Genomic DNA, 16564 nt, shown 5'->3' with positions numbered 1-16564 from the left:
GCCTCTCCGTTAGCCCAGCAGCTGGTGAATGCGCTTAAGCCCCGCCACCAGCCTGTCGACCTCTTCCGTTGTGTTGTACATCACCAGCGACGCGCGGCACATTGCCGGCACCTGGTAAAACGCCATCAGCGGCATGGCGCAGTGGTGCCCGGTACGGACCGCCACGCCGTAGTTATCGAGGAAACTGCCCACGTCATAGGCGTGATGTTTCCCGAGATTGAACGCGATCACCCCTTGCCGGTCGGCAGGCCCGTAGAGGGTCAGATCCGGCACGCTGGCAAGCTCGGCAAGCGCATAGTGCATCAGCAGCTGTTCGTACTCCTGAATGCTCTGAAGGCCGATTGCGGAGACGTAGGAGACCGCCGCCCCCAGCCCGATAATCCCGCCGGTATTGGGCGTGCCCGCCTCAAAACGCCACGGCGCGCGCGCATAGGTGGTGCCTTCCGTCAGGCTAACGGTGGCGATCATCGATCCGCCCCCTTCCCACGGCGGCATCGCCTGCAGGATATCTTCTTTCACGTACAGTACGCCAATCCCGGTCGGCCCATAGAGCTTGTGGCCTGAAAAGACGTAGAAATCACAGTCCAGCGCCTGAACGTCAACCGCGTGGTGCATCACCGCCTGAGCGCCGTCAATCAGCACCTTCGCGCCGGCCTGGTGGGCTTTTTCGATAATCTCTGCCACCGGGTTTTCCGTCCCGAGCACGTTAGAGACCTGGGTGACCGCCACCAGCCGCGTTTTATCATCCAGCAGTGCGTCGAGCTGCTCAAGCTGCAGCGTCCCGTCAAGGTTAAGCGGAATGACCCGCAGCTGCGCGCCAACGCGCTCACAGAGCATCTGCCACGGCACGATATTGGCGTGGTGCTCCATCTGGGTGATGATAATGTTATCCCCCGCGTGGACCTGCGCGTTGCCCCAGCTGTTAGCGACAAGGTTGATCCCTTCGGTAGTTCCGCGCACGAAGACCAGCTCTTCAGGCGATTTTGCATTGAGGAAGGCGGCAATTTGCGTGCGCACGTTTTCCATACGCTGGGTCGCCTCGGCGCTCAGGGTATGAATACCGCGATGCACGGCGGCGTAGCCGTGGCGATAAAACTCGGCTTCCGCATCCACTACCGGGTTCGGCTTCTGCGCGCTGGCCGCGCTGTCCAGATAGGCCAGAGGAAGACCGTTTACTTCACGGGTCAGAACCGGAAAATCTGCCCGTACTTTCTCGACGGGAAAACTCATGCTTCGCCTCCAGGCAGACGCTGACCGATACGCGCCAGCACCTGCTGTTTCAACTGACCATCGTTCAGCGCTTCCGTCAGTTCGGCGGCAAACGCATAGATAATCATTTTCTGCGCCGCCTGCTGGTCGATACCGCGGGAACGCAGGTAGAACATCTGCTCGTCGTCGATGCGTCCGACCGTCGCACCGTGGCTGCACTTCACGTCGTCGGCGTAGATCTCCAGCTGCGGTTTGGTGTCCACTTCCGCCAGGCGACCTAACAGCAGATTGTTGTTGGTCATCTGCCCGTCCGTTTTAATGGCGTGCTGCGCCACGTTAATCAGTCCGTTAAATACCGCGCGCCCTTTATCACTCACGATAGTTTTGTGCAGCTGGCGGCTGTTGCAGTAGCCTTTGTTGTGCTCAAGCCAGGTGCGCGTGTCGCACACTTCAGATTTAACCGGCATCGCCAGGCTGTTGATGCGCAGCGTGGTGTTTTCACCGTTAAGCTGCGTGCTGGTATTGTGGCGCAATACCGACCCGCCGAGCAGGAAGCTGTGGCTGTACGCCGCGGCATCCTGACCCAGTACAATGTCGTTATGGGCAAAGTGGTGGCTCTGCGCATTCTCAAACGCCAGCTTGACGTGGTGAAGCTGGGCATTGGCGGCAACGTTCATCGTCAGACGCGATCCGGTAAAGTGCCGGACATCGTTGAGGCTGACGTAATGTTCGATTACCGTGGCCTCCGCCCCCTCCGCCAGCTCAAGATGGTGGCGATAGTGCGCGGTGTTGATTTCGTCGCCGTCCAGACCCTGGGTGATGTGCATCAGCAGCAGCGGTTTTGCCGGACGCTGGTTACGCTTCACGCGGATATGCGTCACGCTGCGGGCCAGGCTCTCGGTCAGGTGCAGGAAAACCTCAGGCTGAACCGGGGCGCTCAGGGGCTGGCGATCGTCGTTTATCTCAATCTCAAATCCGCTCCCCTGAAGGTCGTCGCTCAGCTCCGGACGGAACTCACCGTCGACAAACACCAGGCGCACGGCATCCACGTTTACGGCCAGCGCGTCACGCTGCGCCGGGGTGAGATCCGCCAGGCGGGTCACAAACTCGGCGTTCAGCAGGCCATCAAGCGGGGTGTATTTCCAGTTCTCATGCTTACGCGTCGGCAGGCCGAGACGCAGCATCTGCTGCAGATGCTGCTGCGCCTGCTCAGAGCGCGTGCCGCCCTGGGCTTCAAACAGCCGGTGCCACTGCTGGAGCGCATTACTGCTGTTCGGTAAGCCAGCCATAGCCCTGCTCCTCCAGTTGTTTAACCAGCGTGAAATCACCGGATTTCACAATACGCCCCTGGTAAAGCACGTGAACGTAATCCGGCTTAATGTAGTCCAGAATGCGCTGGTAGTGGGTGACGATAATGAACGAACGCTTGCCGTCGCGCAGGGAGTTCACCCCGTCAGCGACAATCTTCAGGGCGTCGATATCCAGACCGGAATCGGTTTCATCCAGAATGCACAGCTCGGGCTCCAGCACCGCCATCTGCAGAATGTCGTTACGCTTTTTCTCGCCGCCGGAAAAGCCAACGTTAACCGAACGGGTCAGCAGATCTTCCGGCATTTTCAGCAGCTTGATCTTCTCTTCCATCAGGTCCTGGAAGTCAAAGCGGTCCAGCGCCTCCAGGCCGCGATACTTGCGCACCGCATTCAGCGCCGTCTGCAGGAAGAATTGGTTGCTGACGCCCGGAATTTCGACAGGGTACTGGAAGGCCATGAAGATGCCCTCTCCCGCGCGGTCTTCCGGCGACATCTCAAGCAGATCTTTGCCGTTAAACTCCACCGAGCCGTGGGTTACCTCATAATCTTCGCGCCCCGCCAGCGTCGCAGAAAGCGTACTTTTCCCGGAGCCGTTCGGCCCCATGATGGCGTGAACTTCGCCCGGCCTGACGTCAAAATTGAGGCCACGCAGGATGGCTTTGTCTTCTACGCTAACCTGTAAATCTTTAATGCTTAACATGTGCTTTCCTTAACCGACGCTGTGTTCAAGACTAATGGCGAGGAGTTTCTGGGCTTCAACGGCAAATTCCAGCGGCAGTTCAGAGAACACGTCCTTACAGAAGCCGTTGACGATCATCGAGATGGCGTCTTCTTCGCTGATCCCGCGCTGCAGGCAGTAGAAGAGCTGATCTTCCCCAATCCGCGACGTCGTCGCCTCGTGCTCAAGCTGGGCCGTGTTGTTACGGCACTCGACGTACGGGAAGGTATGCGCCCCGCAGTCAGCGCCAATCAGCATCGAGTCACACTGGGTAAAGTTTCTCGCATTGGTGGCCGTCGGCATGATTTTCACCAGCCCGCGATAGCTGTTCTGGCTATGCCCGGCAGAGATCCCTTTCGAGATGATGGTTGATTTGGTGTTTTTACCAATGTGGATCATCTTGGTGCCGGTATCGGCCTGCTGATGGCCGCTGGTCAGCGCCACCGAGTAAAACTCGCCGATGGAGTTATCCCCGCGCAGAATGCAGCTCGGGTATTTCCAGGTGATGGCAGAGCCGGTTTCAGACTGGGTCCACGACATCTTGCTGTTTTCGCCTTCGCACAGCGCGCGCTTGGTGACGAAGTTCAGGATACCGCCGGTATTGCCGTCGCCCGGGAACCAGTTTTGCACCGTGGAATATTTCACCTCGGCGTCTTTGTGGATGATGACCTCCACCACCGCCGCGTGCAGCTGGTAGCTGTCGCGGACCGGGGCGGAGCACCCTTCGATATAGCTGACGTAGCTGCCTTCATCCGCGACCAGAATCGTGCGTTCGAACTGGCCGGTTTTTTCGGCGTTGATACGGAAATACGTCGACAGCTCCATCGGGCAGCGCACGCCTTTCGGCACATAGATAAAGGTGCCGTCAGAGGCTACCGCCGCGTTGAGCGCCGCAAAGAAGTTGTCGTTAGAGGGCACCACGGTCCCAATGTATTTTTTCACCAGTTCCGGATGATCGTGAATCGCTTCGCCGAAGGAGCAGAAAATGATCCCCTGCTCTGCCAGCTTCTCGCGGTAGGTGGTTGCCACCGAGACGGAGTCGAAAATGGCGTCCACCGCCACCTCTTTCCCCTCACGCACGGGCACGCCAAGCTGGTTAAAGGCTTCTTCCACCTCTTTGCTGAGGAAACTGTTCTCCGCACCGGTTTGCTGCACCGCGCCGGGCTGCGAGGCGCAGGTATCGTCACAGCTGCCGCAGGAGGGCGCGGAGTAGTAGCTGTAATCCTGATAGTTCAGCTTGTCGTAGTGCGCTTTCAGCCAGTGCGGCTCTTCCATCTCCAGCCAGGCGCGGAAGGCGCTCAGGCGGAACTCCAGCATCCACTCGGGCTCGTTGCGTTTCGCCGAGATCGCCCGCACGACATCTTCGTTGATGCCTTTTGCCAGCTCATCGGTCTGCAGCTGGGTGAAGAACCCCTCTTTATAGTTGAGGTGCCCACCGCCCCAGGTATTTACTTCACTCGTTGCTTCAGTATTACGAGACATAGTACCGCCTATACCCCAAAGCTTTCGCCGCAGCCGCATTCGTTCTGGGCTTTCGGGTTATGAAATTTGAATAACTGGTTTAAGCCTTCGCGGACGTAGTCCACTTCGGTGCCGTCAATAAACGGCATGGCCTGCAGCGCGACGTACAGCTTCGCGCCGTCAGTCTCGAACACCAGGTCATCTTTCTCGGGTTCGGTGACGGTATCGAGCACGTAGCCGAAACCCGCGCAGCCGGTCTGTTTGACGCCTAAACGCACGCCAAGGATCTCGGGCTTTTTCGCCACCAGCTCGTGAATATGTGCCGCCGCCGCTGGCGTGAGCGTTAAGCCGCGCCAGGCAAAATCGGCAGGATTAAAGGTTTCTGAATGCAGTTCCATAGGTCCACCTCATCTGATAAGCCATCAGGGCATAACACCATGTTAGTGATAACGATTATCACTTCAACCCTCTGTCAGCAGGGGCATTCGGCTAAACCGCCCTTTTTGCCTACTTTTATTAAGCATAGACCCTGTGAGAGGATGCAGTCAGGATGGATGTATTTGTTCAATGCATTGATTAATAATGCATTTCGTCGCGGTATTTATGACAGGGAAGAGAAAAGTAAAATATGCATCGGAAATGCCTATTTTTGAGATAGCTTTTGCACAGAAAATGACAAAAACAAAAAAAGGCCCTCAAGGCCTCTGTTAATCAGTGATGAAATGAGACAGCAAACCCCTGTTCACGCCAGTGGTCGAGCTGTTCCTGCTGGCGAGGCGTTGGGGATTTCCCCGTCCAGACGAAGATTTTTTGCCCAGGGAACAGTTCAGGACGCGGCGAATCAATAGGTTCCGCCAGGACGTCAATGTGCCAGCCCTTCTGCGATAGGCGCGCGGCTTCCAGCCACAGGTGGGTGCGGTCATCGCATTCCCAGCCAATCAGAAGCGCGTCTTTACCAGCTTTTTTGCGGGATTCCGCCAGGCTTGCAATCGCGAATTCGATCAGGACGCCGTCAAACAGGCTCGCCATGTGGCGCACGGTGTTTTGATCCTGATTCATGCGCTGACGAACGGGAGAAATAATATTGTCAATCAGCGCATCTATCGCGTGATCGCGGCGGAATTCGCCCATTTTGGCGCGCAGCTTTGCCGGGCTGGCGTAACGCAGAACGGTCATCATTTCTTCCTGGAACGAGACCCAGTTGCCCTGAGTCAATACTTCTTTGTTTTCCAGCAAGGCTTTGACTTTTCCGACCGAAACGCCGCTTTTCATCAGGCGCTTGATCTCTTCTATGCGGAGGATATCTTCATCGTCAAACTGACGATGACCCCCTTCGCTGCGCTGCGGCTTCAACAATCCATAACGGCGCTGCCAGGCACGCAGCGTAACGGGGTTGATACCGCATCGTTCGGCCACTTCGCCGATACTGTAATAGGCCATTAACTCCCTCACGCTCAGAACTTCCATACCTAACTGCACCAACCTTATCAGATTGTACACACCATTTGTATAACTAAGACCGCATTTTGCTCAGGCGAATGGGCTACTCCTCCCTTCACCTGTTAATACATTGTTGTATAAAAATTACCATTCGTACAGTTAACTCTGCCGTAATGTGTACAGCTTTATCAGAAGTCGAACTTTTTCTCCGGCCACGCAATCGCGGGAATACCGCCGTGTCGCGGGCTGGCAAAAAGATGTCCCTGAAACTGGGAAATCCCGGCGGATTCCAGCCACATCCACTCTTCAGCCTTCTCTACTCCTACCGCGCAGAACTGGATCTCAAGCGAGGAGCAGCATTTAATAATCGCCTGAATAATGGCCTGTCGGGGGCCACTTTTATGCACGTTCGCGACCAGATCGCGATTAATCTTAATTCTGTCCGGCTGGAACTGCGCCAGCAGCTGCAGCCCGGCAAAACCGGCGCCAAAGTGATCGATCGTCACGCTGATACCCGCGCTTTTTAACTGCCTGACCGAATCCGTGAATTCATCAAAACGGGAAATGGCTTCGCTCTCGGTGAACTCCACCACAATTTGCTCGGGTACAAACCCATTGGCTTCAATCGCGGTGAGCAGGAAATCCACGGCGTTGGGAATGTTGACCAGCGTCATGGGCCGCAGGTTGAGGGATAACGTCTGATCCTGTAGCCCCAGCGCGCTGGCCATGGAGAGCGCCACCTGCTTGCTGTGTAAATCAGAGGCATACACCTCGTCACGCGGCAGATTGGCAAAGTAATCTCCCGGTGCGCCGCCGTCAGGCGTGCGGAGAAGCGCCTCCCAGGAGACGACCTGCTGCATAAACGGATCGACTATCGGCTGGAACGCAAAGCTGCAATCCGCCCCTTTCGCGACCACTTCGGGCTGCGCGGACAGGCGCGTTTCTTCGCGAACGAACTCCCAGGAATCCGCAGGCGGCAGTTCAAAATAGTTCGCTTTTTCCGTGGCCTCGACAAAGGTGCGGAAAAACTGCAGCGGGCGGTCATTATACGTCAGCTGATAGCGTGTCGTCCCCCTGTTGAGCACCTGCTGCAGCACTTCTTCCCTGTCGAAGTGGCGCAAATCAAAAAGCTCCATGCCCACGTTGCCAAAACGCCGGACAGGTCCGTGATCGCGCATCAGCTCCACCACGTTATGGTGGCGCGGGTCGTTGCAGATCTGCTCATAGATAGCAGAGACGTGTTCCACTGGCCCTTCAAGCAGCTGAAAAAAATGTGTGCCGTTAAACAGCAGGATCCCCGTGACATTGGATTGCCGGTTTTTACTATTTGCTGCAGCGACCATGGCTTCCAGCGCTTTCACTGGAACGTCCTCGCAGATATGGCTGCGGTAAATGATGGTTGTGAGCATGCGATTCCTGGGGTTAGGGTTTTGGCCACAAAAAGGTGGATAAGTATCATTTATAGCACATTCATTGCCTGACAAATAATTTACATCTCAATCATTTACGGCAGTTAATGAAACATTTTTCTGCGCTGTACAACTTACCAGTGTCAGACCTTTTTGTACAATATATCCTGTAACATTACCGGTTCATACCAACTAATTAACCATCTGAAAATAAAGCAATTTATAAAATATATCATAAAAATATTAAAAATCTGTACATTTTAAGTGTACAGATTTAAGAATTGTGTATACCTTAATTGTAACGTTAGTGATTACAAAATTTTACAGGAGCGAAACATGCAGCAGAAAGGTTACGCCACAGATTCCGCAGCAGCGATCGCACAGTACTTCGAAAAGGCGGCGCTTCCTACTCAGCAGGAGACGCTGGGCCAGGTGGTTGTCGAAATCCTCAGCGACGGGCGAAACCTGAATCGCAAATCGCTCTGTACCAAACTGCTCAGCCGCCTCGAAAGGGCCGATGGTCCGGAAGAGGAAGAGCACTACCACATGCTGCTTGGTCTGCTCTTCGAACGGTAACGTGATGAATAGCAGTGACGCAGACCGACTGATCGACACGCTTATCGGTGAAGCCGTTCTCTCTCTTCTGAAAGAGCGGGGGCCAGTGACAACCGAAGGATTGCTGCAGCGTCTGCGGGTTATGAAAGAACATGAAAAGGATCCCCGGCGGCGGGAGACACTAGCGGTGGTGATTGCCGAGATCGGCTCAAACAGCATCGCCTTTAAACGTCGCAGAACCGCGCAAGGACGAACGAACAGAGAGGGACCTCTCAACGATAACAGAGACAATGTAGTGCCGTTATTTGGAAGTGGAAAACCGTCCGACCCCAAAAAAATACATTGACTGCAATTTAACAGCTACGGTGAGAACAAATGAGACAAAATATTCAGCTTCAACCCGAATACCACTCTGCTTTTTTAGACAGTGCGCTGGCGGAATATTTCCGTCATGCAGGCGATCGTTTTGCTGAAGAGTCCGCTATTTTTTCTACTGCAGTACGCTGTGTTCTGGCCTCCGAAGGCCATCTGTCCAACAAAGCGATCATCCTCTGGCTCATTCAGACGCTGGAAGCGACCCGTGACGTTGTCCAGGCGGATGTGATTCGCAAGACGCTGGAAATTGTCGTGGGCCACACCATGGACGACCTGTAATTTCACGGCTCCTCATCCTGCTTTCGTGTCATCGTCAAAACTGACGAACAGCCTGACGATGACACGCGCCTTCCCCGCTTAACACCCTGTAAAACCAGCAAAGCCAACCTGGCACGGTTCCTGCTTACCTCCGTGTACGGGACTGGATTTTCCAGTCAACTTTGCTTCATTTCTTAACAGGTCTGTTATTGATGAAAAAGATCGCCAGCGTCTGCCCCTACTGCGGTGCAGGCTGTAAACTAAACCTTGTCGTTGAAAATAACCGTATCATCCGTGCCGAAGCCGCAGAAGGCGTCACAAACCAGGGCACCCTGTGTCTGAAAGGCTTTTACGGCTGGGACTTCCTCAACGATACCCGTCTGCTCACCCCGCGCCTGACCCAGCCGATGATCCGCTACCGCAAAGGCGAGGCATTCACTCCCGTTACCTGGGAAGAGGCTATCCGCTACACCGCGCACAAACTCAGCAGCATTAAAGCGCAGCACGGGCCGCGGTCGATCATGACCACCGGATCCTCCCGCGGAACCGGCAATGAAACAAACTATGTGATGCAAAAATTTGCCCGCGCGGTGCTTAACACCAACAATGTGGACTGCTGCGCGCGCGTTTGTCACGGCCCTTCCGTGGCCGGTTTACAGGAAACGCTCGGCAACGGCGCGATGAGCAACTCAATCAACGATATTGAAAACTCAAAATGCCTGCTGGTGTTTGGCTATAACTGCGCGGACTCCCACCCTATCGTCGCCCGACGCGTGCTGAAAGCGCGGGAAAATGGCGCAAAAATTATCGTCTGCGATCCGCGGCGCATTGAAACGGCGCGCATCGCCGACCAGCATCTGCAGCTGAAAAACGGCAGCAACATGGCGCTGGTGAACGCCTTTGGCTACGTGCTGCTGGAAGAGGAGCTCTACGACAAAAGCTACGTGGCGCGCTTTACCGAGGGGCTTGAGGCCTATCGCCAGACGGTGAAAGACTATGCGCCGGAGAAGGTCGAGCATCTTACCGGCATTCCCGCCCGCGACGTTCGCCAGGCGATGCGCACCTTCGCGGCGGCCCCTTCCGCCACCGTGATGTGGGGGATGGGCGTGACCCAGTTTGGTCAGGCCGTGGATGTGGTCAAAGGGCTTTCCAGCCTGGCGCTGCTGACCGGCAACCTCGGGCGCCCTGCCGTCGGCGTCGGTCCCGTGCGCGGGCAAAACAACGTTCAGGGCGCCTGCGATATGGGCGTTCTGCCGAATATGTTCCCGGGCTATCAGGATGTGACCGATCCGGCGGTCAGGCAGAAGTTTGCCGATGCCTGGGGAATTGACGCCACTAAAATGGACGATCGGGTCGGGACGCGCATTACCGAGGTGCCCCATCTGGCGCTGGAAGGCAAGGTCAAGGCCTACTACATCATGGGGGAAGATCCGCTTCAGACCGAAGCCGATCTCGGTCTCGTTCGCAGCGGTTTTGAGGCGCTCGACTTTGTGGTGGTTCAGGACATCTTTATGACCAAAACGGCAGAAGTGGCGGACGTTCTGCTTCCTGCCACCTCCTGGGGTGAACACGGCGGCGTCTTTACCTGTGCCGATCGCGGATTCCAGCGTTTTGGCAAAGCCATTGAGGCCAGCGGCAACGTGAAGCGCGACTGGGAGATTATCAGCCTGCTCGCCACCGAGATGGGCTACCCGATGCATTATGACTCCAACCAGCAGATCTGGGACGAGATGCGCGAGCTGTGCCCTCTCTTCTATGGCGTGACGTATGAAAAAATGGGCGAGATGGGCCACGTGCAGTGGCCGTGCCCGACGCTGGATCATCCGGGAACGCCGTACCTGTACAAAGACAATCAGTTCGACACCCCAACCGGTAAAGGGCAGCTCTTTGCTGCCCCGTGGCGCGCACCGGCGGAAACTCCGGACGCGGATTTCCCGCTGGTGCTGTGTACGGTCCGTGAAGTGGGTCACTACTCCTGCCGCTCGATGACCGGGAACTGCGCCGCGCTGCAAAGCCTGGCCGATGAGCCGGGCCGGGTGCAAATGAACCCTGCCGATGCGGAAAAGCTGGGCATCGCGGAGGGCCAGCTAGTCTGGGTGCGCTCGCGTCGCGGCAAAGTGATTACCCGCGCCAGCATCAGCGAGCGTATCAACGCCGGGGCGGTCTACATGACCTATCAGTGGTGGATTGGCGCCTGCAACGAGCTGACCCAGGATAATCTCGATCCCATCTCCAAAACGCCGGAAACGAAGTACTGTGCGGTGCAGCTTGAGGCGATTGAGGACCAGCGCTGGGCGGAGGATTTTGCGGCGTCGGCGTATCAGTCCATGAAGTCGCGGCTGATCAACGCCGTCAATGTCTGAGGAAAATATCGGGTGGCGTCACCGCCGCCCGATACTGAATTTCAGACACAAAAAAGGCCGCACTCGCGGCCCTTTTATTCTCATGTACTCAATGGACGTGAACGCCCAACCGCCAGGCAAAGTAGATCTCTTCTTTCAGTTCATTCGAAGAGAGCGCCAGCAAATCTGTAAATTCCAGCTCAAGCTGTTTCAGCTTTTTCAGGTACTGCGCCGGAGACAGGTTGCTCTTATCGCGACGTAAATATTCAATTGCCAGCTGTGTTGGGGTTATTTCAGTATCCATGATGTCCTCGCTTATGTACAAAACCTGACCAGTATATCACAACGCACTGGCTAGTTTTTGACCAAAGGCAAAACATCTGAAAACTTTACACAACCGCCGTGGTCAGCCGCGACGAGCAGCACAGGCGATCCTGCTCATCGAGAATATCTATCTGCCACACCTGATGGCGGCTTCCGGCGTGCAGCGCGCGGCAAACACCGCGCACGCGCCCGCTGCGCACCGAGCGAATGTGGTTAGCATTCACCTCAAGTCCGACAACCTTCTGCTCCCCTTCGGTACAGAGATACCCCGCCACCGAGCCCAGCGTTTCGGCCAGCACGACGGAGGCCCCGCCGTGCAATAAACCAAACGGCTGGTGGGTGCGACTATCGACGGGCATGGTGGCCTCAATCTCATCGTCGCCAATGCGGATGAACTGGATATCCAGCAGCCCCACCATATTCCCCTCGCCCATGGCGTTCAGCGCCTGCAGCGTCACGGCACGTTTCCAGATCATCCAATTATCTCCAGTAAAGCCTGCAATGGGTGACGCACACCGTTACCTTCTACCCGTTTTACCTGGCTGCGACAGGAGTAGCCCGTCGCCAGACAGCGGTTTCGCGGCAAACGCTGCATCGCCTGATGCCAGGACAGCTCATAGATGCCGAGCGAGTTGGCGTGGTTTTTCACTTCGTGTCCGTAGGTTCCGGCCATCCCGCAGCAGCCTACGTTGACGCTCTCCAGCTTCGCACCGAAGCGGGCAAAAACGGACGCCCACTGCGCGGGGGCACCCGGCAGCGCGGTCACTTCCGTGCAGTGGCCGAAGAGATACCACGGTTCACCGCTGACATCCTGAACGGCTTTATCTGCCAGCGCCACCGGAAGCCACTCGTGCACCAGCATGACGTTGAAATCACCGCGCTTATCGCCCAGCGTCTGCTTGTATTCATCGCGATAGCAAAGCACCAGCGCCGGATCGACACCGACCATCGGTATCCCGAGTTGCGCCACGCGGTTTAAGAAGTCAGACGTTTTCTGCGCGGTCTTCGCAAAGCGGTTCAGGAAACCTTTAATGTACTGCGCCTTGCCGTTGGGAGAGAACGGCAGCACCACCGGCTGGTAACCCACTTTCTCCGCCAGACGGACAAAATCGGCCACGACCTGCGCATCGTAGTAGCTGGTGAACGGATCCTGCACCACCAGCACCATACTGGCTTTTTGCTCCGGAGCGAGCGCCTCCAGCTGTTCCAGAGTCATGTTCGCCGAACGGTGACCGACGAGCTGGCGCTGCAGAGACGGCACCGACAGCAGCGGCAGATCGACCATGCCGATGTGTTTTTCGGAGAGCTTGCGCACCAGCGGCTGGTTGATAAAGAAGTTGAAGGTCTTTGGCGCACGCGCCATCAGCGGCGCGTAGCTTTCCACCGTCGCCACCAGATGGTCGCGCACCGGGCGGAGGTATCGGGTGTGGTAAAGCTGCAGGAAACGCGAGCGGAACTCCGGCACGTCGATTTTAATCGGGCACTGGGTGGAGCAGGCTTTACAGGCCAGACAGCCGGACATCGCCTCTTTCACCTCGTGGGAGAAATCATACTCGCCCTTGTTGGCATGCCAGCTGTTGCGGGTGCGCTCAATCAGCGAGCGCAGGCTGGCCCGTTTTTCCGGCAGCTCCTGCTCCAGCTTGAGCGGATCCACCCCGCGGTCGGCCAGCAGACGCAGCCACTCGCGCACAAGCGTCGCCCGCCCTTTCGGCGAGTGAATACGGTTGCTGGTGATTTTCATCGACGGGCACATCGGGCTTTTCACATCAAAGTTAAAGCACAGGCCATTGCCGTTGCACTCCATCGCGCCGCGCCAGGACGAGCGCACCGCAATAGGGATCTGCCTGTCGTAGGTGCCGCGCTTGACGGCATCCACCTGCAGCATCGGGGCATCAACACCCTCAGGCGGGCAGATTTTACCCGGGTTGAGGCGGTTATGCGGGTCGAACGCCGCTTTCACCTTACGCAATTCCGCGTAGAGCTGTTCGCCGAAGAATGCCGGGCTGTATTCCGCGCGGAACCCTTTCCCGTGCTCCCCCCACAGCAGACCGCCGTATTTGGCGGTTAAGGCCACCACGTCGTCGGAGATCTGCTTCATCAGGATCTCCTGCTGCGGGTCGCACATGTCCAGCGCCGGACGCACGTGCAGTACCCCGGCGTCGACGTGGCCGAACATGCCATAGCTCAGGCCGTGGCTGTCCAGCAGGGCGCGAAACTCCACGATGTAATCCGCCAGATGCTCGGGCGGCACGCAGGTATCTTCGGCAAAGGGAATGGGCTTCGCCGCCCCTTTCGCATTGCCGAGCAGGCCCACGGCTTTTTTACGCATCGCATAGATACGCTCAATCCCGGCCAGATCGTTACAGAGCTGCCAGCCGATCACGCCGCCTTCACTCTGCGCTATCAGCTCGTCCAGCCGCTGGCAGAGCGTGGTGACCTGACGCTCAATCAGCTCCGCATCATCGCCGGCAAATTCCACGATATTAAGACCGAGCATCTCTTTATCCGGCACGTCGGTAATGAGGTCGCTTACGGAGTGCCAGACAATATCTTCCCGGGCCAGATTGAGCACCTTAGAGTCGACGGTCTCCACCGACAGCGCCTGCGCTTGCACCATAAACGGCGCATTGCGCAGCGCGGAGTCGAAGGAGTCATATTTGACGTTCACCAGACGGCGCACCTTCGGCAACCGGGTGATATCCAGCCGCGCTTCGGTAATAAACGCCAGCGTTCCTTCGGAGCCGGTCAGCACGCGGGTTAAATCAAACTGGGTCAGGTCATCGTTGAAGACGTGACGCAGATCGTAACCGGTCAGGAAGCGGTTCAGCTTGGGGAATTTATCGAGAATAAGCTGGCGGTTGTCGCGGCAGCGTTCCAGCACGGTACGATAGATGCGCCCGCTGGCGGTGTTGTCTTTGCCCAGCGTTTCCGCCAGTTCAACCGGCATCGGCTGGGTATCGAGGATGTCGCCGCCCAGCAGCACCGCACGCACGCCCAGCACGTGATCGGAAGTTTTACCGTAGACCAGCGAGCCCTGCCCGGAGGCATCCGTGTTAATCATCCCGCCAAGGGTCGCGCGGTTGCTGGTGGAAAGCTCGGGGGCAAAAAAGTAACCGTACGGCTTGAGATACTGATTAAGCTGATCTTTGATGACGCCCGCTTCGACCCGCACCCACCCCTCTTCCGGGTTGATCTCAATGATGCGGTTCATATAGCGCGACATATCAACAATGATGCCCTGGTTTAGCGCCTGACCGTTGGTCCCGGTGCCGCCGCCGCGCGGCGTGAAGACCAGCGAGGCAAACCGCTCCTGCGTGGCCAGCCGGGCGATAAGCGCGACGTCGGCCGTTGAACGAGGGAAAACCACGGCATCGGGAAGAAGCTGGTAGATACTGTTATCGGTCGCCATCGTCAGCCTGTCGGCATAGTTCGTGGCGGTATCACCTGTAAAACCCTGTTGCTCCAGTGCCTGCAAAAAATTAAGCACCAGCTGAACGACGCCAGGTGCCTGAGAAATCTGTGGGATCATGACTGTCGACCCTAATTAGAGTTGTATGAAATCGTTTGCGTGTATCTTAAAAGTTTTATCACATTTTTTTCTTATAATCTCTGCTGAATTACAGGCAGAATTCGCCTGTTAAAAACCGCTGAGATCATTAATGATTAAAGAGACGCGGTTTTCCGTTCCCGCCAGTTGTACTGGCGTTCTTTTAAGGAAAGTTTCATTTATGGTCAATCTTCGCCAGCCCAGGGATGTTGCGCAAATTTTGCTGTCGGTGCTGTTTCTGGCCCTCATGATTATTGCGTGTCTGTGGATTGTTCAACCCTTTATTCTCGGCTTTGCGTGGGCAGCGACCGTTGTCGTGGCCACGTGGCCTTTGCTGCTGCGCTTGCAGAAGCTGCTGTTCGGCCGTCGCGGGCTCGCCGTGCTGGTCATGACGCTCCTGCTGTTCCTGCTGTTTATCATTCCGATTGCCCTGCTGGTAAATAGCCTGGTGGATTCGAGTGGCCCGGTTATTCGCGCCATTAGCAGCGGCGACCTGACGCTGCCGGATCTCGCCTGGCTGAACAGCATTCCGCTGGTGGGCGCCAAACTCTACAGCGGCTGGCATAGCCTGCTGGAGATGGGCGGCAGCGCGCTGATGGCAAAAGTCCGCCCGTACATTGGCACCACCACCACCTGGTTTGTCGGGCAGGCGGCGCATATCGGCCGCTTTATGATGCACTGTACCCTGATGCTGCTCTTCAGCGCCCTGCTCTACTGGCGCGGCGAGCAGGTGGCTTTAGGCGTTCGTCACTTTGCCACCCGCCTGGCGGGCAAACGCGGTGACGCGGCGGTGCTGCTGGCCGCGCAGGCCGTGCGCGCGGTTGCGCTGGGCGTGGTGGTCACCGCGCTGGTGCAGGCGGTGCTGGGCGGGATCGGTCTGGCGATTTCCGGCGTACCGTACGCCACCGTGTTCACCGTTGTCATGCTGATGACCTGTCTTGCACAGCTGGGACCTCTGCTGGTGCTGGTTCCCAGCATTATCTGGCTCTACTGGACGGGCGATACCACGTGGGGAACGGTGCTGCTGGTCTGGAGCTGCGTGGTCGGCACCATGGATAACGTGATTCGTCCGATCCTCATCCGCATGGGCGCAGACCTGCCGCTGATCCTGATCCTCTCCGGGGTCATTGGCGGATTGATTGCCTTTGGCATGATTGGCCTGTTCATCGGCCCGGTGCTGCTCGCCGTCACCTGGCGTCTGTTCTCTGCCTGGGTGCATGAAATTCCGCCGCCGGGAACTGACCCGGACGTGATTTTGAGCGAACTGGAAGAGCTGGAAGAGAAGAACACGCATTAAGGTATGCTGCCGGGTGGCGTTAACGCTCACCCGGCCTACACTTTCCCGCATGATACTTAAACACTGCTAAAGTATTTATTCGTTGCTCACTGGTCAGACCCGCCTTTTCAGCAATAAGTCTGCTAATAACCTCAAGAATTCTTTACGTCTCTTTAACTATTGAGACGAATCCGATCGACGCTAAATAACACAATGCCTACTATTAGCACACGGTTATAAATCAACACCTTGATTTATAAGCATGGAAATCCCCTGAGTGAAACAACGAATTGCTGTGTGTAGTCTTTGCCCATCTCCCACGATGGGCTTTTTTTTATTC

15 protein-coding genes and 1 other RNA gene are annotated in these 16564 nt (G+C 56.6%); 6 read left to right on the top strand and 10 right to left on the bottom strand.

All coding sequences use genetic code 11. The features are described from left to right. Positions 1-9: 9 nt before the first annotated feature. The 7 genes from sufS to UR289_RS04920 form a co-directional block, all read right to left on the bottom strand. Positions 10-1230 carry a cysteine desulfurase SufS gene (gene sufS, locus UR289_RS04950; RefSeq protein ID WP_320709252.1) on the bottom strand — a complete coding sequence of 407 codons (1221 nt, stop codon included), beginning with the start codon at positions 1228-1230 and terminating at the stop codon, positions 10-12. Then, positions 1227-2498: a Fe-S cluster assembly protein SufD gene (sufD, locus tag UR289_RS04945; RefSeq protein ID WP_320709251.1), complete on the bottom strand. Its 1272-nt coding sequence runs from the start codon at positions 2496-2498 to the stop codon at positions 1227-1229. The genes sufS and sufD overlap by 4 nt, the downstream gene beginning before the upstream one ends. Next, the gene (gene sufC, locus UR289_RS04940) at positions 2473-3219 is read right to left on the bottom strand and encodes a Fe-S cluster assembly ATPase SufC (RefSeq protein ID WP_033145303.1); all 747 of its coding nucleotides are present in this window, start codon (positions 3217-3219) and stop codon (positions 2473-2475) included. The genes sufD and sufC overlap by 26 nt, the downstream gene beginning before the upstream one ends. A 9-nt stretch (positions 3220-3228) precedes the next feature. After that, entirely contained in the window at positions 3229-4719 is a 1491-nt protein-coding gene (sufB, locus tag UR289_RS04935) for a Fe-S cluster assembly protein SufB (protein WP_023335409.1), read from the bottom strand. 8 nt (positions 4720-4727) lie between these two features. After that, positions 4728-5096 (bottom strand): Fe-S cluster assembly scaffold SufA, encoded by a 369-nt coding sequence (gene sufA / locus UR289_RS04930; RefSeq protein WP_008500631.1) that lies wholly within the window; start codon positions 5094-5096, stop codon positions 4728-4730. A gap of 313 nt (positions 5097-5409) precedes the next feature. Continuing rightward, positions 5410-6138: a MerR family transcriptional regulator gene (locus UR289_RS04925; protein WP_033145300.1), complete on the bottom strand. Its 729-nt coding sequence runs from the start codon at positions 6136-6138 to the stop codon at positions 5410-5412. A gap of 188 nt (positions 6139-6326) precedes the next feature. After that, positions 6327-7547: a diguanylate phosphodiesterase gene (locus UR289_RS04920; protein ID WP_039262103.1), complete on the bottom strand. Its 1221-nt coding sequence runs from the start codon at positions 7545-7547 to the stop codon at positions 6327-6329. Positions 7548-7883: 336 nt separating this feature from the next. On the opposite strand from UR289_RS04920, the gene ycgZ reads away from it, so the two are divergent. The 4 genes from ycgZ (at position 7884) to fdhF (ending at position 11098) form a co-directional block, all read left to right on the top strand. Then, positions 7884-8123, top strand: a complete 240-nt coding sequence (ycgZ, locus tag UR289_RS04915) for a regulatory protein YcgZ (protein ID WP_029739771.1) — start codon at positions 7884-7886, stop codon at positions 8121-8123. A 4-nt stretch (positions 8124-8127) separates the two neighbouring features. Further along, positions 8128-8448 carry a hypothetical protein gene (locus UR289_RS04910; protein WP_029739770.1) on the top strand — a complete coding sequence of 107 codons (321 nt, stop codon included), beginning with the start codon at positions 8128-8130 and terminating at the stop codon, positions 8446-8448. A 29-nt stretch (positions 8449-8477) separates the two neighbouring features. Beyond that, positions 8478-8756, top strand: a complete 279-nt coding sequence (locus UR289_RS04905; protein WP_039262102.1) for a biofilm development regulator YmgB/AriR family protein — start codon at positions 8478-8480, stop codon at positions 8754-8756. A 191-nt stretch (positions 8757-8947) separates the two neighbouring features. Continuing rightward, entirely contained in the window at positions 8948-11098 is a 2151-nt protein-coding gene (fdhF, locus tag UR289_RS04900) for a formate dehydrogenase subunit alpha (RefSeq protein WP_320709249.1), read from the top strand. A gap of 88 nt (positions 11099-11186) precedes the next feature. Here the strand turns inward: fdhF and UR289_RS04895 are convergent, their stop codons facing one another. The 3 genes from UR289_RS04895 to UR289_RS04885 all read right to left on the bottom strand — a co-directional run bounded on the left by UR289_RS04895 (position 11187) and on the right by UR289_RS04885 (position 14930). Beyond that, a complete protein-coding gene (locus tag UR289_RS04895; RefSeq protein ID WP_003857766.1) occupies positions 11187-11381 on the bottom strand; it encodes a YdiH family protein in 195 nt (64 codons plus the stop codon). Between the two features lie 85 nt (positions 11382-11466). Further along, positions 11467-11877: a 1,4-dihydroxy-2-naphthoyl-CoA hydrolase gene (gene menI / locus UR289_RS04890; RefSeq protein ID WP_023311321.1), complete on the bottom strand. Its 411-nt coding sequence runs from the start codon at positions 11875-11877 to the stop codon at positions 11467-11469. Beyond that, a complete protein-coding gene (locus tag UR289_RS04885; protein WP_320709246.1) occupies positions 11874-14930 on the bottom strand; it encodes an FAD-binding and (Fe-S)-binding domain-containing protein in 3057 nt (1018 codons plus the stop codon). The genes menI and UR289_RS04885 overlap by 4 nt, the downstream gene beginning before the upstream one ends. 199 nt (positions 14931-15129) lie before the next feature. On the opposite strand from UR289_RS04885, the gene ydiK reads away from it, so the two are divergent. Both ydiK and rprA read left to right on the top strand, forming a co-directional pair. Beyond that, positions 15130-16245, top strand: a complete 1116-nt coding sequence (gene ydiK / locus UR289_RS04880; protein WP_033145295.1) for an AI-2E family transporter YdiK — start codon at positions 15130-15132, stop codon at positions 16243-16245. A 209-nt stretch (positions 16246-16454) separates the two neighbouring features. Next, an RNA gene (gene rprA, locus UR289_RS04875) (antisense sRNA RprA) lies at positions 16455-16562 on the top strand. Positions 16563-16564: the final 2 nt, after the last annotated feature.

The sequence above is a fragment of the Enterobacter sp. 302C9 genome, assembly GCF_034106085.1.
Lineage (GTDB): Bacteria > Pseudomonadota > Gammaproteobacteria > Enterobacterales > Enterobacteriaceae > Enterobacter > Enterobacter asburiae_B.
This window is presented reverse-complemented; position numbering and strand designations above follow the sequence as displayed.